We start from the raw sequence: 21,806 nt of genomic DNA, 5'->3' as shown, positions 1-21,806 counted from the left end.
CCCTGCCGGATGCCCGGTTCACCGTCCATTGGGTTACCGGGCCCGCGACGCTTACGGTCACCCTGGCGACGAAGGCGGCGACGTGGGCCACGGTTCGCTGGCTGGGGCCTCGCTGCGGCCGGCCAGCACGAGGAGCAGCTCGAACCGGGCGGCCGGGTCGTCCAGGTCGTCGCCGTACAGCTCGCGCAGGCGCTTGACCCGGTAGCTGACGGTCTGCGGGTGCACGAACAGCTCCGTGGCCACGTCGGCGCGCGAGCCCCAGTGCCGCAGCCAGCTGTAGAGGGTGGCCAGCAGGCTCTCCCGCTGCGCCGGGCGCAGGTGCGCCAGGGGCGCCAGTCGGCGGGCGGCGAGCACCGCCAGCGCGCCGGCCTCCCCGCGCAGGGTCAGCGCGATCAGGTGGTCGTCGACGAAGACCGGCGCCGGGTCGGTGCCATCCGGCCCGGCGGTCAGCTCGGCGAGGCGGACCGCCGCCGGCACCCGCGCCCAGCCCAGCGTCGGCCCCACCACCGCCCCGCGCCCGGTCAGCGCCTCGGCGAGCTGCGGGCGGGCGGCGCGGGGGCCGGCCCGCAGCAGCAGCACGGCGTCGCGTCCGCGTTCGACCACGAGGCCGTCCGCGCCGTAGCGGAACCGGGCGTCGCGGGCCTGCTCCAGCGGCAGCAGGACGGGCACCACCTCGTCGAGGCGCGGCCAGCCGATCCGCGCGGCGGCGGCCTCGACGGCGGCGGGCAGGCCGTCGCCGCGCAGCAGCAGCTCGGCGAGCTGCCGGCGACGCCGGTCGCCCTCCCCGGCCTGCTCGCGCAGCTGGAGGGCGTAGCCGTCGGTGCTCGCGGCAGCCAGCTCGTCGACGTACGCGGTGATCGCGTCCGACAGGTCGATCAGCTCTGCGGTGTCGACGGGGCGCAGCCGGGCCAGCGACTCCGACGCGGTGCGCAGCATCAGCCGGGCCGCCGTCCGCTGCGCGGCCAGCAGCGCCTCCGGCCCGCGGTCCTCGCGTGCCTCCCCGGCACCGAGCGCGACGAAGACGTCCCGCACGCGCGGCGGCAGGGCGGGCTCGGCGGTGCCCACGAGGTCGACGAAACGCTCGAACGCGACCTGCACGGCGGTACGCACGTCCCGGGCGAACTTGGCGTCGGAGATGGCGGCGAAGGCCGGGGTGGCCTCGGTGACCGCCGCCGCGACCGCCCCGACGGTGGCGGGCAGGCGCGGGCGCATCGCGGCGGCCAGGTCGGCGGGGAGCCGCTGCCAGGGGGTCGCGGAGGCGGTCATCCCGCGATTTTGTCACGCGGTGACAATCGGGGGTCTGATTCTCGCGTCCGGCGGGACGGTGCTCCGCGTCGGTCGCCCGGCGACGATGGACCGCGACGGGCACCCCCGCCGATCCGCCGTGACCCGCACCGAGGAGCGCACCGTGGAGCACCGCACGTCCCGCCAGCACGTCGTCGACATGTGCCGCACCATGCTCGCCCGCGGCTACCTCAAGGCCACGGAGGGCAACGTGTCGGTCCGCGTTCCCGGCCACGAGCTGTACGCGGTCACCCCCAGCAACTACGACTACGACCGGATGCGCGTCGAGGACGTCTGCATCGTCGACTTCGCCGGCAAGCACGTGCCCGACGGCTCCGGCGCGGGCCTCGCGCCGTCGATCGAGTGCGGGATGCACGCCAACATCTACCGGCAGCGGCCGGACGTCAACGCCATCGTGCACACCCACCAGCCGTACGCCTCGGCGCTGGCCTTCCTGCGCAGGCCGATCCCGGCGCTGACCGACGAGCAGGTGCGCTTCCTCGGCAAGCGGGTCGCCATCGTCGACTACGCCCCGTCGGGCACCGGCTTCCTGGCAAAGAACGTGCAGAAGAAGGTGGCCGGCGGGGACAACGCGTTCATCATCGCCAACCACGGGATCGTCGCCCTGGGCACGGACCCGGACCGGGCGGTGTTCAACATGGCGCTGCTGGAGAAGGTCTCGATCGCCTATCTGCTGGCGCTGACCACCGAGACCGGGAAGGTCTACACCATCCCGACCGCGATCCGCGAGGTCGCCTTCGGCAAGCTGCGCGCCGACGAGAAGCGGATCGCCGCCCAGATCACCGAGGCGGTGCCGCCGCTGCGGGTGCCCGCCGACGAGGAGCCGCCCAGCGCCGACGCGACGGCCGCCGCGCTCGCGACCGCCGGCAACCGGGACACCGTCGCCGACGACCCGGACGGCCCCGCAGGCGGCGCGGGCAGCGCCACCGACGAGGGCGGCGAGGCGGCCCGGCTCGGCTACGCGATCAGCGAGTATCCCGACGTCGACGACGTGCTGCGCCGCCTGAAGGCGCTGGTCGCCCAGCCGATCCGCGGGCTGCGCCACGACGCGATGCTCGACGTGCTCAACTACTACGACACCAAGTGCCGGGCGAGCCGGGAGATCACCGACCGGGCGAAGCGGCGCATCCCCGGCGGTGTGCAGCACAACCTGGCCTTCAACTACCCGTTCCCCCTCGCGATCGAGCGGGCCGAGGGCGCGCACCTGGTCGACCGCGACGGCAACACCTACATCGACTTCCTCCAGGCCGGCGGCCCGACGATCCTGGGCAGCAACTACGGTCCGGTCAACGAGCGGGTCGCGGAGGTGGTCCGGGCGTCCGGGCCGGTCACCGGCCTCTTCCACGAGTACGAGCTGAAGCTCGCCGAGATCATCCACCGGTACCTGCCGCACGTGGAGATGTACCGGTCGCTCGGCTCCGGCACGGAGGCGGTGATGGCCGCGGTGCGCGGGGCGCGGGCGTTCACCGGCAAGAAGATGGTGATCAAGGTCGGCGGCGCGTACCACGGGTGGTCCGACACCATGGTCTACGGGCTGCGGGTGCCCGGCACCTACCGGATGAACGCCAAGGGCATCCCCTTCGGCGCGACCAGCCGCACCCGGGAGGCGTTCCCGCACGACCTGGGGCAGTTGCGGCGCAAGCTGATCGAGAACCGGCTGCGGGGCGGCACGGCCGCCGTCGTGGTCGAGCCCGTCGGCCCGGAGTCCGGCACCCGGCCGGTGCCGCACGACTTCAACGCCAGGGTACGCCAGCTCTGCGACGAGTTCGGCGCGCTGCTGGTCTTCGACGAGGTGGTCACCGGGTTCCGCCTCGGCCTGGGCGGCGCGGCCGGCTACTTCGGCGTCACCCCCGACCTGACGGTGCTGGGCAAGGCGGTCTCCGGCGGGTACCCGATGGCCGGCGGCGTCGGCGGTCGCGCCGACGTGATGGCGGTCTTCGGCTCCGGCCTGGACGGCAAGAGCGGCGCGCACATCCAGGTCGGCGGGACCCTGTCGGCGAACCCGCTGTCCTGCGCGGCCGGCTACTTCGCCATCGAGGAGATGGCCCGCACGAACGCGCCGGTGATCGCCGGGCGGGCCGGCGACCGGCTCACCCGGGGCCTGCAACGGCTCATCGACCGCTACGGCCTGCCGTACGTCGCCTACAACCAGGGCTCGATCGTGCACCTGGAGTGCAGCGGCGTCATGCTGCTGGACATGCGCCACCCGGTGAAGCTGCTCAAGGAGAACAAGGCCCGCAAGCGGCTGATGGAGCAGATGGGCGCGGCGTACGCTGCGCACGGCATCATCACCCTGGCCGGCTCGCGGATGTACACCTCGATGGCCGACACCGACGAGGTCATCGACGACGCGCTCGCGCGGTTCGACCAGGTGTTCGCGCTGGTCGAAGGGGTCTGAGCCGGTGACAGGCATGGCACCGCAGGTGCTCGCGATCGACCTGGGCACCTCCGGGATGAAGGCCGCCCTCGTCGCCGCCGACGGCACCGTCACCGGTTGGGCCGAGCGGGCCGTGCCGCTGCGGGTGCTGCCCGGCGGCGGCGCCGAACAGGACCCGCGCGCCTGGTGGGACGCCCTCGGGCAGGTCACCGCCGACCTGGGTCGGGCGCATCCCGGCCACCTGCGGGCGGTCACCGTCGTGTGCGCCTCCACGCAGGGCGAGGGGACCATCGCCGTCGACGCGGCCGGCGAGCCGCTGACGCCGTGCATCAGCTGGCTGGACATGCGCGGCGCGGCGAACCTGCGCCGCCAGTTCCGCGGTTTCCCCGCGTACCACGGGCTGTCGGTGCGTCGCGTCGCGCGCTGGCTGCGGCTCACCGGCGGCATGCCGTCGCCGACCGGCAAGGACCCGGCGGCGCACATGCTGCTGATCCGCGACGAGCTGCCGGAGGTCTACGCGCGCACCGCGTCGTTCCTCAACGTGCTCGACTGGATCAACCTGAAGCTGACCGGGCGGACGGTGGCCACCGTCGACTCGATCCTCACCTCGTGGGTGACCGACAACCGGCGGCCGGGCGACGTCCGCTACTCCCCCGCGCTGGTCGCCGACTGCGGCATCGACCGGGACAAGCTGCCGCCGATCGTCGCCTGCACCGACGTGATCGGCACGCTGTCCCCGGCCGCCGCCGACCACCTGGGCCTGCCGGAGTCGGTGCGGGTGGTGGCCGGTGCCATCGACAACACGGCCGCCGCGATCGGTGCGGGCACCACCGGCGACAACGAGCCGCACCTCTACCTCGGCACCTCGTCGTGGGTCGCGGCGCACGTCCCGGCGAAGAAGACCGACGTGGTCGCCGGGATCGCGGCGGTGCCGTGCGCCGTGCCCGACCGCTACCTGATGACCGCGTTGCAGGCCACGGCCGGGGCCAACCTGACGTGGCTGCGCGACAAGGTCGTCGAGTACGACGACCCGCTGCTGGGCGCCGGCCACGTCAGCCGCGACGAGGGCACCATCTTCGACGCGTTCGACATGATCATCCCGACGGTGCCGCCGGGCGCGAACGGCGTGCTCTACACCCCGTGGCTCTACGGCGAACGCGCCCCGGTCGACGACCCGCACCTACGCGCGGCGTTCCTCAACATCTCGCTGGACACCAACCGCTCCGACCTGCTGCGGGCGGTCTTCGAGGGCGTCGCGTTCAACACCCGCTGGCTGTTCCGGGCGGTCGACCGGTTCCTCGGCGCGCCGGTCACCTCGCTGGCGATCACCGGCGGCGGGGCGCTGTCGGATTCGTGGTGCCAAATCTTCGCCGACGTGCTCGGCGTCGAGATCCGGCGCGACGCGAACCCCCTGGCGGTCAACGCCCGGGGCGCGGGCTGGATCGGCGCGGTCGGCACCGGGATGGTCGACTTCGCCGACATTCCCGGCCTGATGCGCAGCGACCGGGTCTTCGCACCGACACCCGCGCACCGGGCGACGTACGACGAGCTCTTCGACGTCTACCGCCAGTTGCACCAGCGGCTGGCCCCGGTCTACCGGCGGCTGCGCCGGTAGACGGGCCGTCGCACTTGGTGGGAAGGATTCGGCGGTTCTGGGCCGGTATCCGGTAGTCTCTCGTTACCAGGCCGAGAGGCGCTGCGACGGGCTCGGCCCGCCACGCTCGACCTGGGAGCACGTGATCCAAGGGCGCCTCCGAGACATCGGGGGTGGTCGCTATGAGTTTGTCCGTCGACAGGTCAGATGTGGTTTCCGCGCTGCGGCGGCTGCTGGCCGAGCGGATCGCGGTGCTCGACGGCGCCTGGGGCACGATGCTGCAGGGCGCGAAGCTCTCGCCCGCCGACTACCGGGGCGACCTGATCGGCGACGACCACCCCGGCGACGTCACCGGCGATCCCGACCTGCTCAACCTGACCCGCCCCGACGTGGTCCTGGACGTGCACCGGCAATACCTTGCGGCGGGTGCCGACATCACCACCACGAACACGTTCACCGCCACGAGCATCAGTCAGGCCGACTACGGCCTTCAGTCGCTGGCGCGGGAGATGAACGTGCGCGGCGCCCAACTGGCCCGCCAGGCCGCGGACGAGGCGGGCGGGCGGTTCGTCGCCGGCTCCGTCGGCCCGCTCAACGTCACCCTGTCGCTGTCGCCTCGGGTGGAGGACCCCGCGTACCGGGCGGTCACGTTCGACGACGTCAAGGCCGCGTACGCGGAACAGATCGCGGCGCTGGCCGAGGGCGGGGTCGACCTGCTGCTGGTGGAGACGATCTTCGACACCCTCAACGCGAAGGCGGCGATCGCCGCAGCCCGCGAGGTGGCCCCCCAGTTGCCCCTGTGGATCTCCGTCACGGTGGTGGACCTGAGCGGCCGTACGCTGTCGGGCCAGACGGTGGAGGCGTTCTGGCGCTCGGTCGCGCACGCCGAGCCGCTGGTCGTCGGCGTGAACTGCGCGCTCGGCGCGGCGGAGATGCGCCCGCACGTGGCGGAGCTGGCCCGGCTGGCCGGCACCTACGTCGCCGCGCATCCCAACGCGGGGCTGCCGAACGCGTTCGGCGGCTACGACCAGACGCCCGAGGAGATCGGCGCGCTGCTCAGCGGGTTCGCCGGCGACGGCCTGGTCAACATCGTCGGCGGTTGCTGCGGGACGACCCCGCCGCACATCGCCGGGATCGCCGCGGCGGTCCGGGGCGCCGCGCCGCGACCGGTCGCCCGGGAAGTGTCGGCGACCCGGTTCAGCGGCCTGGATCCGTTCACGATCGGGCCCGACACCGGGTTCGTGATGATCGGCGAGCGGACCAACGTGACCGGCTCAGCGAGGTTCCGCCGGCTCATCGAGGCCGACGACCACCAGGCCGCGGTCGACGTGGCGGTGGAGCAGGTACGCGGCGGCGCGAACCTGTTGGACGTCAACATGGACGCCGACCTGCTCGACAGCGAGCGGGCGATGACCACGTTCCTCAACCTGATCGCGACCGAGCCCGAGGTGGCCCGGATCCCGATCATGATCGACAGCTCCCGGTGGAGCGTGCTCGAAGCCGGCCTGAAGTGCGTGCAGGGCAAGGGCGTGGTCAATTCGATCAGCCTGAAGGAGGGCGAGGAGCCGTTCCTCGCCCAGGCCCGGACGATCCGTGACTACGGCGCGGGCGTGGTGGTCATGGCGTTCGACGAGCAGGGCCAGGCCGACACCACCGAGCGCAAGGTCCAGATCTGCGGGCGGGCGTACGACCTGCTGGTGGGCGAGGCCGGCTTCGCCCCCGAGGACATCATCTTCGACCCGAACGTGCTGGCCGTGGCCACCGGCATCGCCGAGCACAACGGCTACGCGAAGGCGTTCATCGACGCCCTGCCGCTGATCAAGGCCCGCTGCCCCGGCGCGCGCACCAGCGGCGGGATCTCGAACCTGTCGTTCGCGTTCCGCGGCAACGACGTGGTGCGCGAGGCGATGCACTCGGCGTTCCTGTTCCACGCCGTGCGGGCCGGGCTGGACATGGGCATCGTCAACGCCGGCCAGCTCAGCGTCTACGAGAACATCCCGGCGGACCTGCTCGAGCTGGTCGAGGACGTCATCTTCGACCGCCGCCCCGACGCCACCGACCGGCTGGTCACCTTCGCGTCCACGGTCACCGGGTCCGGGACCAAGCGGGAGGTCGACCTCTCCTGGCGTTCCGCGCCGGTCGCCGAGCGGCTCACGCACGCGCTGGTGCACGGCATCGTCGACTACGTCGAGGCCGACACCGAGGAGGCCCGCCTGCTGATGGACCGCCCCCTCGACGTCATCGAGGGCCCGCTGATGGACGGCATGAAGGTCGTCGGCGACCTGTTCGGCGCGGGGAAGATGTTCCTGCCGCAGGTGGTCAAGAGCGCCCGGGTGATGAAGCGGTCGGTCGCCTACCTGGAGCCGTACATGTCCAAGGAGCGGGCCGCCGGGCAGGGCCAGGGCAAGGTCGTCCTCGCCACCGTCAAGGGCGACGTGCACGACATCGGCAAGAACATCGTCGGCGTCGTCCTCGGCTGCAACAACTACGAGGTCGTCGACCTCGGCGTGATGGTCCCGACCGCCCGGATCCTGGACACCGCGGTGGCCGAAGGCGCCGACGCGATCGGCCTGTCCGGGCTGATCACCCCGTCGTTGGACGAGATGGTCGCCGTCGCAGGCGAGATGCAGCGCCGAGGGCTGCGGGTGCCGCTGCTCATCGGCGGGGCGACCACCTCCCGGCAGCACACGGCGGTGCGGATCGCCCCCGCCTACGAGGGGCCGACGGTCCACGTGCTCGACGCGTCCCGGGTCGTCGGCGTGGTCTCCGACCTGCTCGACGCCGGCCGCGCGCAAACCCTCGACACGGCCAACCGGGCCGAGCAGGAGCGGCTGCGCGAGCAGCACGCCAGCCGGCACGCGCAGCCGCTGCTCACCCTCGCCCAGGCGCGCGCCAACCGCGAGCGGGTCGACTTCACCGACCTGCCGGTGCCCGCGTTCACCGGCGTGCGCACCGTGGAGCCGTCCCTCACCGAGCTGCGCGAGATGATCGACTGGCAGTTCCTGTTCCTGGCGTGGGAGCTGAAGGGCAAGTTCCCGGCGATCCTCGACCAGCCCGTCGCCCGCGAGCTCTACGACGACGCCAACACCCTGCTCGACGAGATCATCGCCGCCGGGTCGCTGCGTGCCCGGGGCACGTACGGCTTCTGGACGGCCCACGCCGAGGGCGACGACATCGTCCTCGACGACGCCGGGGCGCGCCTGCCCATGCTGCGCCAGCAGACCGCCAAGCCCACCGGCCGCGCCAACCGCTGTCTCGCCGACTACATCGCGCCGGCCGGCGACCACCTGGGCGGCTTCGCGGTCGCCGTGCACGGCGCCGAGGAGCTGGCCGCCCGCTACGAGGCCGAGCACGACGACTACCGCGCCATCATGGTCAAGGCGCTGGCCGACCGGCTCGCCGAGGCGTTCGCCGAGCACCTGCACCTGCGGGCCCGCCGCGACTGGTTCGAGCCCGACGCCGCCCCCGCGCTGGCGGACCTGCACGCCGAGCGGTTCCGGGGCATCCGGCCCGCGCTGGGCTACCCGGCCAGCCCCGACCACAGCGAGAAGCGGGACCTGTTCGACCTGCTCGGCGCGGAGACGCTCGGCATCGGCCTGACGGAGTCGTACGCGATGACGCCGGCGGCCGCCGTCAGCGGCCTGATCTTCGCGCACCCGGATTCGCGGTACTTCACGGTGGGGCGGATCGGCCGTGACCAGGCCGAAGACTACGCGGCCCGCCGCCGGGTCGCCCTCGCCGAGGTCGAGCGGTGGCTGCGCCCGAACCTCGCCTACGAGCCGTGACCGGCGCGGCCGGGTCCGCTGGCGACGGGCCCGGCCGGCGGTGGGTCAGCCGCCGTCGACGGGGCGGAACGGCGCGACGCGGTGCCGGGCGCGGGCCGTGCGGTTGGTGGTCGCGGAGATCGCGTCGAACATGGTCCGGCCGAGGACCGCGTGTGCCCGCACCGCCGGGTGGGTCGACCCGTAGTTGTCCAGGTCGCCGAGGGAGTCGGCGAACAGCGCGTACGTCAGGGTGGGCGCGCCGGCGGCGTCGAACATGATGCCGGCCTCGTGCCGGGCCGCGCCCAGTTCGTCGAAGTCGGCGCCGTACTTGGTGGCGACCCGGCTGCGCTCGGCCGACGACATGGTGTGCCGGATCCCGTCGTGGTAGCCGTTGATCCAGCGGAGGATGCCGAGGAGGAAGTCGGCGGACCGGGTGGTCAGGATGGTCTTGTTGGCCAGCCGCCACAGCAGGTCGTGGGTCTCGCGCGGCGTGGTGACGCCGAGGTAGAACCGGTTCGGGTTGGCGACCGGCTCGACGCGGGTGTGGGTGAACCCCTTCGCGGCGAGGATGTCGTTGATCTCCAGCGCCGGCACCACCCGGCCGCACATCCGCACCGCCGTGTTGTCGGAGACGAGCAGCATCGCGGTGAGGAAGTTGGCGACGGTGACCTGGTCGCCCCAGACGGTCTGCAGGAAGTAGATGCCGGTGCCGCCGAGGATGATGTCGGCGGTCAGGTCGAGCCGCTGGTCCAGCTGGAGCTGCCCGCGATCGATCTTGTCCATGACCGCGACGGCGACGGCGAGCTTCTGCACACTGTAGCCGTGCGTGACGCGGTCGGCGTCGTCGGCCACGACGGTGGCGAGCGTGCCGGCCCCGTCGACCATGGCGATGTGGGAGTGCCACACGCCGCCGGCCGCGGCCTTCTGTTCGAGGTAGGTGTGCTGGATCACCTCGGCGCTGCTGCGGGTGCGGATCCCCGTGGCCGGGATGCCCGGTGCCCGGCCCTCGGCGGCGGCGGGCCGGCCGGTGGCGGCGAGCGCCGCCGCTGCGGCGCCCATCCCGATCGCGGCCCGACGGGTGACGTTGCTGGTCATGTGAACCTCCCCAATGGTCGCCGACGATCGTCCCAGAGATGCCGGTCCGGCGGTGTCCCGGCAGGCCGGTCCCTGGTCCGGTCGGTCGGCTCCGAAGTGGTCGGTGCCGTTACGAGAACGTGACCCCGGTATTTCCCGAAGAATGTTGACCAAGGCCGATGTGAGCGCTAACACTGACCGGGGCGTGGCCACGCTCGGCACTTTCGGCACGAGGTCCTGGGAGGGAAGCCTGTGTCCAGAAGATTCTTGATGGCACTCGGCAGCGCCGCGCTGGCGCTCAGCATCGCGGCGTGCAGCGGCGAGGGGGCGGGCGGGGGCGGCGACACCGCCGACAAGAAGCCCACCGACCTGACCATCGGCGTCTCCATGCCGACGCAGACCTCGGAGCGGTGGATCGCCGACGGCAACTCGGTGAAGGAGAAGCTGCAGGCCAAGGGCTACAAGGTCGTCCTGCAGTACGCCGGGGACGACATCCCCACCCAGTCGCAGCAGATCGACCAGATGATCACGCAGGGCGCGGACGTCCTGGTCATCGCGGCGATCGACGGCACGGCGCTCACCGGCCAGCTCCAGGCCGCCGCCCAGGCCAAGATCCCGGTCATCTCCTACGACCGGCTCATCCTCGGCAGCCCCAACGTCGACTTCTACGTCAGCTTCGACAACTACAAGGTCGGCGTCGCCCAGGCCACCGCGCTGCTCGTCGGCCTCGGTCTGCAGAACAAGGACGGCTCCAAGGGCACGGCGACCGGCCCGTTCACCATCGAGCTGTTCGCCGGCTCGCTCGACGACAACAACACGCAGTACTTCTTCGGCGGCGCGATGGACACCCTCAAGCCGTTCCTCGAGAACGGCACGCTGAAGGTGAAGTCCGGCCAGACGAAGATCGAGCAGGCCGCCACCCTCCGGTGGCAGCAGGGAGTCGCCCAGACGCGGATGGAGGACCTGCTGACGTCGAGCTACAACGACGGGTCCACGGTGGACGGCGTGCTGTCGCCCTACGACGGGATCTCCCGGGGCATCATCACCGCCCTGCAGAACGCCGGCTACGGCGGCTCGGGCAAGAAGAAGCTGCCGGTGGTGACCGGTCAGGACGCCGAGATCGCCTCGATCAAGCTCATCAACGACGGCGTGCAGAGCTCCACCGTCTTCAAGGACACCCGGCTGCTGGCCGAGCAGGCCGCCATCGCCTCGGAGGCGTTCCTCCAGGACAAGCAGCCGCAGGCCAACGACACCACGACCTACAACAACAAGGTCAAGGTCGTCCCGGCGTACCTGCTGCCGATCCAGACCGTCTACAAGGACGACATCAAGTCCGCGCTGGTCGACTCCGGCTACTGGACGGCCGAAGAGGTCGCCTCCGGGCAGGCCAAGAAGTAACCGGTTCCGTCGGGCCCGGGCCGGTCGCCCGGGCCCGACGGACGACGGCCCCGGCCGGCGACGCACCCGACGAACCCGAACAGCGGGAGGATGTCCGTGAGCGACACCATCCTCGAGATGCGCACCATCACCAAGACGTTCCCCGGGGTGGCGGCGCTCCAGGACGTCTCGATCACCGTGCGGCGCGGCGAGATCCACGCCATCTGCGGCGAGAACGGCGCCGGCAAGTCCACCCTGATGAAGGTGCTGTCGGGGGTGTACCCGTCGGGCAGCTACGCCGGCGAGATCGTCTTCGACGGCCGGCCCGTGCACTTCCGCGGCATCCGCGACAGCGAGGACCACGGCATCGTCATCATCCACCAGGAACTCGCCCTGGTTCCGCACCTGTCGATCGCCGAGAACATCTTCCTCGGCAACGAGCGGCGCGGACGCAGCGGCCTCATCGACTGGAACCGCGCCAACGCCGACGCGGCGGCCCTGCTGGAGTCCGTCGGCCTGCGCGAGAACGCCGTCACGCCGATCGCCGCGCTCGGCGTCGGCAAGCAGCAGCTCGTCGAGATCGCCAAGGCGCTGTCGAAGGAGGTGAAGCTGCTCATCCTGGACGAGCCGACCGCCGCCCTCAACGACGTCGACTCGGCGCACCTGCTCGACCTGCTGCGGCGGCTGCGCGACCGGGGCATCACCTGCATCATGATCTCGCACAAGCTCGGCGAGATCACCGCGATCGCCGACTCGATCACCGTGCTGCGCGACGGGCGTACGGTCGAACGGCTCGACGTGCGCTCCGGCGAGGTGACCCAGGACCGGATCATCCGCGGCATGGTCGGGCGCGACCTGCACAGCTTCTACCCCGACCGGGTGTCGTCCCCCGGCGAGGAGGTGCTGCGCGTGGAGAACTGGACGGTGCGCCACCCCACCCAGGACCGCACGGTGGTCGACGACGTCGGTTTCACCGTCCGCGCCGGCGAGGTCGTCGGCATCGCCGGGCTCATGGGGGCCGGGCGCACCGAGCTGGCCATGAGCATCTTCGGCCGGTCGTACGGGCGCGACATCACCGGCCGGCTGTTCCTGCGCGGTCGCCCGATCAGGGCGCGCACGGTCGCCGAGGCGATCGGCAACGGCATCGCCTACGCCACTGAGGACCGCAAGCGGTACGGGCTCAACCTCATCGACGACATCCGCCACAACGTCTCGGCGGCGGCGCTGCGCAAGCTCGCCCGCCTCGGGTGGGTGCACGACAACGAGGAGATCCGGGTCGCCGAGGCCAGCCGGCGCGACATGAACATCAAGGCGCCCAGCGTGATGGCGACGGTCGGCAAGCTCTCCGGCGGCAACCAGCAGAAGGTCGTCCTGTCGAAGTGGCTCTTCACCGACCCGGACGTGCTGATCCTCGACGAGCCGACGCGCGGCATCGACGTCGGGGCGAAGTTCGAGATCTACACGATCGTCAACCGGCTCGTGGCGCAGGGCAAGGCGGTCGTGCTCATCTCCTCCGAGCTGCCCGAACTGCTCGGGATGTGCGACCGCATCTACACGCTCGCGGCGGGCCGGCTCACCGGCGAACTGCCGGTGGGCGAGGCCACCCAGGAGAAGCTCATGCAGCTCATGGCGAAGGACAAGGAACCGGCCCGATGACCGACATCAAATCCTCCTCCCCCGGGCAGCGCCCGTCGGCCGACGACGCCCCCGCCCTCGCCCTGCACACCGGCAGCAGCGACCCGCGTTCGCTGATCATGACCAACCTGCGCCAGAGCGGCATCTTCGTCGCCCTCGTGGTCATCGTCGCGCTCTTCGCGGTGCTGACCGACGGTGTCTCGCTGAGCCCGGGCAACATCACCAACATCGTCCTGCAATACTCCTACATCCTCGTGCTCGCCATCGGCATGGTCATCGTGATCATCGGCGGGCACATCGACCTGTCGGTCGGCTCGGTGGTCGCGCTCACCGGCGCGGTCTCCGCGGTGCTCGTCATCGGGCAGGGCCACCCGTGGTGGCTCGGGGTGCTGGCCGCGTTGGCCGTCGGCCTCGCCGTCGGCGCCTGGCACGGCTTCTGGGTCGCCTACGCCGGCATTCCCGCCTTCATCGTGACCCTCGCCGGCATGCTGCTGTTCCGTGGCCTCACCCTGCGGGTGCTGGACAACATCTCGCTGTCGCCGTTCCCGGCCGAATACCAGCAGATCGCGGCGGGCTTCCTCAACGGGCTGCTCGGCGGGCAGGGCTTCGACGCGTTCACCCTGTTCATCGGTGCGGTCGCGGTCGCCGGGTACGCGGTCGGCGGTTTCCGCACCCGGGTGGCGCGCATCCGCTACCAGCAGCCGGTCGAGTCGTTCCCGCTGTTCGTCGCCCGGATCGTGCTGGTGGGCGCGGTCGTCATGTACTTCGCCTGGCAGCTGGCCCACGCCCGGGGCCTGCCGATCGTGCTGATCGTCCTCGCGGTGCTCGTCCTCGTGTACGGGCTGCTGACCCGGCGCACGGTGTTCGGCCGCCAGGTCTACGCGATCGGCGGCAACCTCCCCGCGGCCATGCTCTCCGGGGTGAAGGTCAAGACCGTCAATTTCTGGGTCTTCGTCAACATGGGCTTCCTGTCTGCCGTGGCGGGGATCATCTACTCGTCGCGGTCCAACGGGGCGCAGCCGGCCGCCGGCAACATGTTCGAGCTGGACGCGATCGCCGCGGCGTTCATCGGCGGCGCGGCCGTCACCGGCGGGGTGGGCACCGTCGTGGGCGCGATGGTCGGCGGCCTCATCATGGCCGTGATGAGCAACGGCATGCAGCTCATGGGCGTCGACCAGTCGATGCAGTCGGTGGTCAAGGGCCTGGTGCTGCTCGTCGCCGTGGCGTTCGACGTCTACAACAAGCGCCGCGCCGGCGCGACCCGCTGACGGCCCGTCGCGCCGGGTGTCCGGTCGCGAGCGGGCCCAGGCGATCGGACACGGGCCGCAGGAATCCGGACGGACCCACCAGCTTCGCTCGGGCCCGGCCCGCACCCTCCGCCACCATCTGAGCCATGGACATCTCCGACCGCAGTGCCGTGCCCCCGACCGACACCCGGGCCGGCGCACGGCCCTGGTCCGCTCTGACCCGCCGCTGGCCGAGCCTGCTCGGCCTGGCCGTTGCCACGGCGGTGCTGGCGACCGGGGCCGACCGGGAGGGGCTGTCGATCACGGTCGCCGTCGCGGCCCTGTGCTACCTGGGTGCCGCCGCGCTGGGCCGGCCCTGGGTGGCCTGGGCCGGGGTCGGCGGCGGCGGGTTGGTGGTGGCGGCGAGCAAACTGGCGGGGGTGCCGTGGTGGGCCGGCGTGGGCGCCGTCGCGGCGTTGCTGGTCGTCGTCGGCCTGGTCGGCGGGGTGCCGCGCGCACCCCTCGCCGCCCAGGCGGTGGCCCTGCTCGGTTACGGGGGGCTCGCCGTCACCGCCGTCCTCGTCGCCCCGCGCGTCGGGCTGGTGCTGGCCGGGCTCGCGCTGGCCGCGCACGGCATCTGGGACGTGGTCCACTACCGGCGCAACGAGGTCGTGCCGCGGTCGCTGGCGGAGTTCTGCGTGCTGCTGGACGTGCCGCTGGGCGTCGGCTTCCTCGTCCTGGCCGCCGTCGCGGGCCACTGACCGCATCGCCCGCCGCACCCCGGATGAACCCCTCCCAGATTACCTGACTAAAGTCAGACACATGGACACGGAGCTTGTCGCGACGGTACGGCGGTTCAACCGGACGGTCACCCAACGGGTGGGGGCGTTGGACGACGCGTACATGGCACGGGGTCGACCCCTCGCCCAGGCGCGCCTGCTGTGGGAGATCGGCCCGGACGGCGCCGAGGTCGCGGCGCTGCGGAGCCGGCTCGGCCTGGACTCGGGACACCTCAGCCGGCTCCTGCGCGCCCTGGAGGCCGACGGGCTCGTCACCGTCGCGCCCGCCAGCGGCGACGGGCGGGTCAGGGTGGCCACGCTCACCGATGCCGGCCGGGCCGAGTGGTCGGAGCTCGACGAGCGCTCCGACGCGTTCGCGTGGTCGATCCTCGCACCGCTCACCGGGCCACGCCGCACCCGGCTCGTCGCGGCGATGGCCGAGGTCGAGCGGCTGCTCGTCGCGTCGATGGTGACCATCGCGCCGTGCCCGCCGGGCGACCCGCGGGCGCGGGCGTGCGTGCGCGCGTACACCCGTGACGTCGCCCGCCGCTTCGACGACGGCTTCGATCCGGCGCTGAGCAGCCCGGTCTGCGACGAGGACCTGGTCCCGCCGGCCGGGGTGTTCCTGCTGGCCACCCTCAACGCCGAGCCCGTCGGCTGCGGTGCGGTGAAGCTGCACCCCGGCGCGCCGGCCGAGATCAAGCGGGTGTGGGTCTCCGACGCCGTGCGCGGGCTCGGGGTCGGCCGGCGGATGCTCGACGAGCTGGAGCGGTACGCCGCCGCCCGCGGCTGGAGCGCCGTCCGGCTGGACACCAACCGCAACCTCACCGAGGCGCGCGCCATGTACCGCTCCGCCGGATATCAGGAGGTCGAGCCGTTCAACAGCGAGCGCTACGCCCACCACTGGTTCGAGAAGCGCCTCACCCCCTGACCGGGCCGCCGGCTACCCGTTGCCGGCCGCGTCGGGGGCGGAGCCGTCGAGGCCGGCACCGGTGAGCAGGTGGGAGAAGAGGGTGAGCGCCTCCGCGCCGCGGCTGTCGGCGGGGTCGGCCAGCGCCGCGAGGGTCAGGCCGTCGAAGACCGCGACCAGCAGCGCCGCCAGGGCGGCCGATCCTCCCGGCAGCGACCGGTCCGCGCGCTCCCGCCAGGGCTCCAGCCCCGCCTCGGCTGCCGTCCGGTACGCCGCGTACTGGTCGGCCGCCAGCGACCGCAACTGCTCGTTGCGCAGTACGTAGGTGGTCAGCTCGAACAGGGCGAGCTGCCGCCCGGGGCGCAGCGCGGTGAGCGCGGCGAAGGTGTCGGCGAGCCGGTGGGCCGGGTCGGTCAACGACGCCCGCTTGGCCAGTTCGTCGCGCATCTCCCCCAGCAGGGTGTCGATCACCGCCCGGAAGAGCTCGTCCTTCCCGGCGAACCAGTAGTGCACCGTGCCCAGCGGGAGCCCGGCCTCCTCGGCGATCTGCCGGGTGGTCGCCGCGGCGACGCCATCGCGCTCCACGACGGTCACGGCCGCGTCGATCAGGGCCGTCCGGGCGGCCTCTCCCCGGGGTCGCACCGGTCGCGTTCTCTTCATCGCCGGCCATCCTCCCACAGCCGGCTCCCGGCCCCGCCCGACCGAAGGGTGATCCGGACCAGCGACTTGGACGCTTGACTTGGTCAGTTGACCGATTAGGCTTGCGGCCATTCCTTCGACGAGAGGTGCGCAGCGTGACGACCACTCGGAACCCCATCCCGCCCAGCGACGAGCTACCCGTCGCGATCGTCGGGGCCGGCCCCGCCGGCCTCGCTGCGGCCCGCGCCCTCAAGCGCCTCGGCATCCCCTACGTCCAGTTCGAACGCCACCGCGACGTCGGCGGCATCTGGGACCTCGACAACCCCGGCACCCCGATGTACCGGTCGGCGCACTTCATCTCCTCGCGCGACAGATCGGGGTTCTTCGACTACCCGATGCCCCGGGAGTTCGCCGACTACCCCCGCCGCGCCGAGATTCTGCACTACACCAGGACGTTCGCCGACGACTTCGCCCTGCGCGACGCCATCCGCTTCGACACCGCGATCACCTCCGTACGCCAGGAGGCCGACGCGAGCTGGACGGTCGGCACCGACACCGGCGACGTGCAGGCGAGCGCGGTCATCTGCGCCACCGGGGTCACCTGGGACGCCCGGATGCCCGACCTGCCCGGCACGTTCACCGGCGACGTCATGCACTCCGTCGACTACGTCGACCCGTCGCTGTTCGCCGGCCGTCGGGTACTGGTCGTCGGGCTGGGCAACTCCGGCGCAGACATCGCCTGCGACGCCGCCGCCCACGCCGACGAGGCGTACGTCAGCACCCGGCGCGGCTACCACTTCGTCCCCAAACACATCTTCGGCAAGCCCTCCGACGAGACGGAATGGCTCCCGATCTGGGGCGAGCGCCTCATGTACGGGCTGGTCCGCCGAATCATGGTCGGTGACCTGACCCGATGGGGCCTCCCCCGCCCCGACCACCGGCTGTTCGAGTCGCACCCACTGCTCAACACCCAACTGCTGCACCACCTGCAGCACGGCGACATCACGGCCAGGCCGGGCATCGCCCGCGCCGACGGGGACGAGGTGGTCTTCACCGACGGCTCCCGCGCGCGGGTCGACCTGATCCTCTTCGCCACCGGCTACGCCATGAGCATCCCGTACCTGCCCACCGACTACCTCACCTGGAAGGGCGGGCGTCCGCAGATGTACCTCACCGCCTTCAGCCGCGAGCGGCGGAACCTGTTCGGGCTCGGCTACCTGGAGGTCAACTCCAGCGCGTACACGCTGTTCGACCGCATCGCCCACCTCGTCGCCCAGCACCTCGACGACCAGCGGCACCGGCCCGAACGGGCCGCCCGGTTCCGGCAGCTCGTCCGCGAGGACCGGCCCGACCTCTCCGGCGGGATCGACTTCGTCGGCTCGGACCGGCACGCCGCCTACGTCGAGGTGCGCGCCTACCGGAAATACCTGCGTACCCTCACCCGCCGGATGGGCTGGACGCAGCTGCGCCCCGGAATGTTCGACGCCGTCCGCGTCCCCGCCACCCGCGAGGCGGTGCCCCATGGCGGCCACTGAGTCCCGCCCCCTGGCCCTCGTCACCGGCGCCGGCGGCGGGATCGGGCTCGGGGTGTCCCGGATGCTCGCCCGCCGGGGCTACCGCGTGATCGCCGTGGAACTCGACGGCCCCCTGGCCGCCGCGGCGGCGCGGGCCATCGGCGCCGACGCGATCGCCGTGCCGTGCGACGCCCGCGACCGCGACGAGGTCGGGGCGCTGGGCGCCCGCGTCCGGCAGGAGTGGGCGGACCGGCTCGACGTGATCGTCTGCAACGCCGGCGTGATCGTGCCCGGCAACGTCGCCGACACCGCGCCCGAGGACATCACGACGCAGCTCGACGTGATGCTCACCAGCCCGACGCAGCTGATCGCGGCCGCGAGCGCGGCCATGACCCGACGCGGGCGGGGGCACATCATGGCGACCGTGTCGATGGGCGGCGTGCTGGCCCTGCCCGGCTCCGCGGCCTACTCCGCCGCCAAGGCGGGCCTACGGGCCTATCTGGCCGCCCTGTCGGCCGAGCTCCACGGCACCGGCGTCGCGGTCAGCGGGATCTATCCGAGCGGAGTGGACACCCGGATGCTCGAACACGAGGCACGCCACGGCGGCAGCATGCTCAACTTCGTGGGCAAGGTGCTCTCCGTCGACGACGTCGTACGCGGCTACGAGCGGGCCCTGGCCAGCCGCCGCCTGGAGATCTTCCTGCCCTACGGCGACAGCCTGGCCAGCCGGGTGATGGCGGCCTCACCCGGCCTGAGCAACCGGGCCCTTCCCCTTCTGGAACGCATCGGACGGCGTGGACACGCCCGATACCTGCGCCGCAAGGACGCCCAGAAGCCGACCGGGTGATCGCCGGGCTGTCCGGAAGCCGACCGCCGACCGCCGTGAATCCCCGTACGGTGGGCGCGGAAACCGGCGGGCGACGCGCCGGGGGGAGGAAGCCGATGACCCGCGCCACGCCGTGGCACGCCGCCGCCGACGGCATCGAGGACGAGCTGGTCCGGTTGGCGGTCCAGGCGGCGGCCCCCGACGAGGAGCCGCTGCTGGCGTTCCTCACGCCCGCGTACCGCCGCCGTCCCGGTCGCTGGCGGCGGGACCCGGCCCGACTGGTGCGCGTCGGCGGGGGCGAGGCCGGCGGCGGCGGCTTCGACGAGGCCGTCGCGCCGCTGCTGCCGTACCTGCTGGTGCTCACCGGCATCGCGCTGGAGGCCCTGCGCGACGGCGTACGGGAGCACGCCACCGAGGCCGTTCGGGGCGGCCTGCGCAACCTGGGCCTGCGCTGGCGGGCCCGGCGGTCCCGCACCGAGCTTCCGCCACCGCCACCGCCGTTGCGGCTGCGGCCCGGTCAGTTGCTGCGCATCGAGGAGGTCGTCACCGCCGCCGCCCGCGATCCGCGCTGGGAGCTGACCGAGGACCAGGTCGCGGTGCTGCGCGACGCGGTGCGCGACGCGTTCGCCCAGCGGTTCGGCCTCGACGGCGGCGATGTCGACGGCGGCTGAGGGCGCCGGCCCGCCCGCCCCACCGGCCAGCGCGGTCGGCTCGCCGGTCGACGTGGTCGCGCCCCCGCTGCCCTCGGCCACCCTCGGCCGGTTCGTCGCCGCGTTGACCGCGGTCGTGGGCACGAGCATGTTCGGCTGGCAGACCGTGCTCGTCGACAAGGAGGCCACCCGGGAACGGGCGGAGTGCGTCGCCGGGCTCACCGGCCTTCCGGCACCGGTCGACGTGCGCACCAGCGCGGTGGACGACGAGGCCTTCGCCGCGTTCCAGCAGTGCCTCGGCACGATCCAGGCGGACTCGGTGCGCCAGATGGCCGTCGGGCTGGCCGTGCTCGCGGCGGTGACCGTCGCCGGCTACCTCGCCGCCCCCTGGTTCGAGTGCCGGCTACGCGGCCTGCGCCGCCTCGACCGGACGCCCGGCACCGAGGCGCTGCGGGCCGCGCTGGCCGGCCTGGTCCGGGAGGCGGGCCTGCGCCGCCCGCCGGTGTTCGTGGTGTCCCGGTCCGCCCGCATCAGCGGCAACACCTTCGGCGCCGGTCCCGTCCGGTACGTCCGGCTCGACCTCGGCCTCGTGCACGCCCAGCGGACCGCGCCGCAGGTGTTCCGGGCCGTCGTCCTGCACGAGCTGGCGCACGTGCGCAACGCCGACATCCACCTCACCCGGCTGACCATCGCCCTGGCGTGGGCGTTCCCCCTGGCCGTCGTCGTCCCCGTCGCCGTCAACTACGCCGGCTCCGTGCCCGCACGAGGCCTGCTCGACGACGGCTGGCGGCTGGCCGCCTTCGCGCTGATCGTGCACGCCTCGGCGTGGTCGGTGCTGCGCGCCCGGGAGTTCGCCGCCGACGCCCGCCTCCTCGGCGGCGACCGTGCGGCCGCGCGGGCGCTGCTCGCCACCGACCGCAGGCGGACCGGCCCCTGGGCCCGCCTCGGGTCGGCCTTCCGGTTCCACCCGCTCGCCCACGCCCGGGTCGCCACGCTGGAACGCCCCGGCCGCCGGTTCGCCGCCCGCCCGATCGAGGCGCTCGGCGCGGGCCTCGCCGCCGGGATTGCCGCGCCACCGCTGCTGGACCTGACGACCAGCCTGCCCCACCAGCTACCGGGCACGGACCGGCTGACCGGCGGGGCCTTCGCCGCCGGGCTGCTGCTCGGCGTGCCACTCGCGCTGGTCACCACCGGCGCGTTGTGGCGCTGCGCCTGGTGGGCGCGGCGCACCGGCATCGCCGCCTCCTCGGGAACCGCGTTCGGCGCGGCACTGGCCGGCGGCCTGGTCGTCGGCCGCCGGCTGTCCTGGATCACCGCGTACACCGACCAGCAGCGGGCATGGTGGATCGAGGTCGTCCTCGGTCTGCTGTGGATCGCCGGCGGGGCTTTGCTCGGCAGTTGGGTGGCCGGCGGAGCGCGGGCGTACCTGCGGGTCACCGCGCCGGAGCAGACCCACCGGACCCGGTTGGCCTGGGCCGGCGCGGTGCTGGCCACCACCGTGCTCGCCGCCGGCTACCTGGGGTTCCTGCTCATGCTGGACCGCGCGACCCTCGACGGTGCGACCACCCTGCTGCGCCTGGTCGCCGCGCGCGAGGGGCACCCGGACGTGGTCACCCCGCTGACCCTGCTCGACCTGCTCGGCTTCTACCTGCGCACCGCCGCCGCCGAAGCACCGTACCTGTTCGTCCTTCCGCTGCTCGCGCTGCTGTACCCGGTGCTGGCCAACCCTCGCGCCACCCGGCGGGCGGTGCGCCTGGGCGTCGTGGCCGGCGGCGTCGGGGCCCTGCTGCTGCCGCTGGTGCCGCTCGGCCTGGGCCTGGCCGCGCGCGACCCCGGCCTCAGCACCACGACGGCGGCGACCCTGGTCGACAGCCACGTCCTGCTCCCGGTCACGTTCGTCGAGCTGACCGTCGCGGTCGCCGCGGTCGCCACCCGACGCCTGTCGCTGCCGCACGCCCTGCTCGCCGCCCTCACGGCGGGGCTGCTGCTGGCACCGGCCATGGTCGCCGCCGACACCGTGGTGTCCTGCGTGGCCGGCGCCTCGGTCGGCTGCGTCCCGATCGTCGACCGGCTCGCCGTCGACCGGGTTCTCACCCACGCCCTCGTCGTCGCTCCGACGGCGGCGGCGAGCGCCGG

General features: G+C 72.9%; 15 protein-coding genes and 1 riboswitch. Of the genes, 12 read left to right on the top strand and 3 right to left on the bottom strand.

Annotation, left to right across the window (positions count from 1 at the left end):
• Positions 1-57 precede the first annotated feature (57 nt).
• On the bottom strand, positions 58-1,266 hold the full coding sequence (locus tag ACFT41_RS23530) for a PucR family transcriptional regulator (RefSeq protein WP_377589447.1): 1,209 nt from the start codon (positions 1,264-1,266) through the stop codon (positions 58-60).
• Between the two features lie 19 nt (positions 1,267-1,285).
• On the opposite strand from ACFT41_RS23530, the gene ACFT41_RS23525 reads away from it, so the two are divergent.
• From ACFT41_RS23525 to metH, 3 genes are all read left to right on the top strand, one after another.
• Positions 1,286-3,703 carry an aminotransferase class III-fold pyridoxal phosphate-dependent enzyme gene (locus ACFT41_RS23525; RefSeq protein WP_377589448.1) on the top strand — a complete coding sequence of 806 codons (2,418 nt, stop codon included), beginning with the start codon at positions 1,286-1,288 and terminating at the stop codon, positions 3,701-3,703.
• A gap of 13 nt (positions 3,704-3,716) precedes the next feature.
• Positions 3,717-5,297 carry an FGGY-family carbohydrate kinase gene (locus ACFT41_RS23520; RefSeq protein ID WP_377589449.1) on the top strand — a complete coding sequence of 527 codons (1,581 nt, stop codon included), beginning with the start codon at positions 3,717-3,719 and terminating at the stop codon, positions 5,295-5,297.
• A 67-nt stretch (positions 5,298-5,364) separates the two neighbouring features.
• A riboswitch (S-adenosyl-L-homocysteine riboswitch) is annotated at positions 5,365-5,442 on the top strand.
• Between the two features lie 16 nt (positions 5,443-5,458).
• Entirely contained in the window at positions 5,459-9,061 is a 3,603-nt protein-coding gene (gene metH / locus ACFT41_RS23515; protein WP_377589450.1) for a methionine synthase, read from the top strand.
• 45 nt (positions 9,062-9,106) lie between these two features.
• Here metH and ACFT41_RS23510 read toward each other — a convergent pair whose 3' ends face one another.
• Positions 9,107-10,135, bottom strand: a complete 1,029-nt coding sequence (locus ACFT41_RS23510; protein ID WP_377589451.1) for a serine hydrolase — start codon at positions 10,133-10,135, stop codon at positions 9,107-9,109.
• Positions 10,136-10,366: 231 nt separating this feature from the next.
• Between ACFT41_RS23510 and chvE the strand changes: the two genes are divergently transcribed.
• The 5 genes from chvE (at position 10,367) to ACFT41_RS23485 (ending at position 16,062) form a co-directional block, all read left to right on the top strand.
• Positions 10,367-11,512, top strand: coding sequence for a multiple monosaccharide ABC transporter substrate-binding protein (chvE, locus tag ACFT41_RS23505; RefSeq protein ID WP_377589452.1), 1,146 nt, complete (start codon positions 10,367-10,369; stop codon positions 11,510-11,512).
• A gap of 96 nt (positions 11,513-11,608) precedes the next feature.
• Entirely contained in the window at positions 11,609-13,147 is a 1,539-nt protein-coding gene (gene mmsA, locus ACFT41_RS23500) for a multiple monosaccharide ABC transporter ATP-binding protein (RefSeq protein WP_377590433.1), read from the top strand.
• Complete coding sequence (mmsB, locus tag ACFT41_RS23495; protein WP_377590431.1) at positions 13,144-14,394, top strand: multiple monosaccharide ABC transporter permease; 1,251 nt, start codon at positions 13,144-13,146, stop codon at positions 14,392-14,394. The genes mmsA and mmsB overlap by 4 nt, the downstream gene beginning before the upstream one ends.
• Before the next feature lie 125 nt (positions 14,395-14,519).
• Complete coding sequence (locus ACFT41_RS23490; protein WP_377613985.1) at positions 14,520-15,113, top strand: hypothetical protein; 594 nt, start codon at positions 14,520-14,522, stop codon at positions 15,111-15,113.
• Positions 15,114-15,174: 61 nt separating this feature from the next.
• Positions 15,175-16,062 carry a GNAT family N-acetyltransferase gene (locus ACFT41_RS23485; RefSeq protein WP_377590130.1) on the top strand — a complete coding sequence of 296 codons (888 nt, stop codon included), beginning with the start codon at positions 15,175-15,177 and terminating at the stop codon, positions 16,060-16,062.
• Between the two features lie 12 nt (positions 16,063-16,074).
• Here ACFT41_RS23485 and ACFT41_RS23480 read toward each other — a convergent pair whose 3' ends face one another.
• Entirely contained in the window at positions 16,075-16,701 is a 627-nt protein-coding gene (locus ACFT41_RS23480) for a TetR/AcrR family transcriptional regulator (RefSeq protein ID WP_377590131.1), read from the bottom strand.
• Positions 16,702-16,835: 134 nt separating this feature from the next.
• Here ACFT41_RS23480 and ACFT41_RS23475 point away from each other — a divergent pair, with 134 nt between their 5' ends.
• The 4 genes from ACFT41_RS23475 to ACFT41_RS23460 form a co-directional block, all read left to right on the top strand.
• The gene (locus ACFT41_RS23475; protein WP_377590133.1) at positions 16,836-18,215 is read left to right on the top strand and encodes a flavin-containing monooxygenase; all 1,380 of its coding nucleotides are present in this window, start codon (positions 16,836-16,838) and stop codon (positions 18,213-18,215) included.
• Entirely contained in the window at positions 18,202-19,041 is an 840-nt protein-coding gene (locus tag ACFT41_RS23470) for an SDR family NAD(P)-dependent oxidoreductase (RefSeq protein ID WP_377590134.1), read from the top strand. The genes ACFT41_RS23475 and ACFT41_RS23470 overlap by 14 nt, the downstream gene beginning before the upstream one ends.
• A gap of 95 nt (positions 19,042-19,136) precedes the next feature.
• Positions 19,137-19,691 (top strand): hypothetical protein, encoded by a 555-nt coding sequence (locus tag ACFT41_RS23465; RefSeq protein ID WP_377590136.1) that lies wholly within the window; start codon positions 19,137-19,139, stop codon positions 19,689-19,691.
• Positions 19,675-21,806: M48 family metalloprotease (locus ACFT41_RS23460; RefSeq protein ID WP_377613984.1), on the top strand; the 2,132-nt coding region annotated here is incomplete at its 3' end. The genes ACFT41_RS23465 and ACFT41_RS23460, both read left to right, overlap by 17 nt.

The organism is Micromonospora sp. NPDC057141 (assembly GCF_042670805.1).
Taxonomy (GTDB): Bacteria; Actinomycetota; Actinomycetes; order Mycobacteriales; family Micromonosporaceae; genus Micromonospora.
The sequence above is the reverse complement of the archived record's forward strand: the minus strand, read 5'-3'. Positions and strand labels throughout refer to the sequence as shown.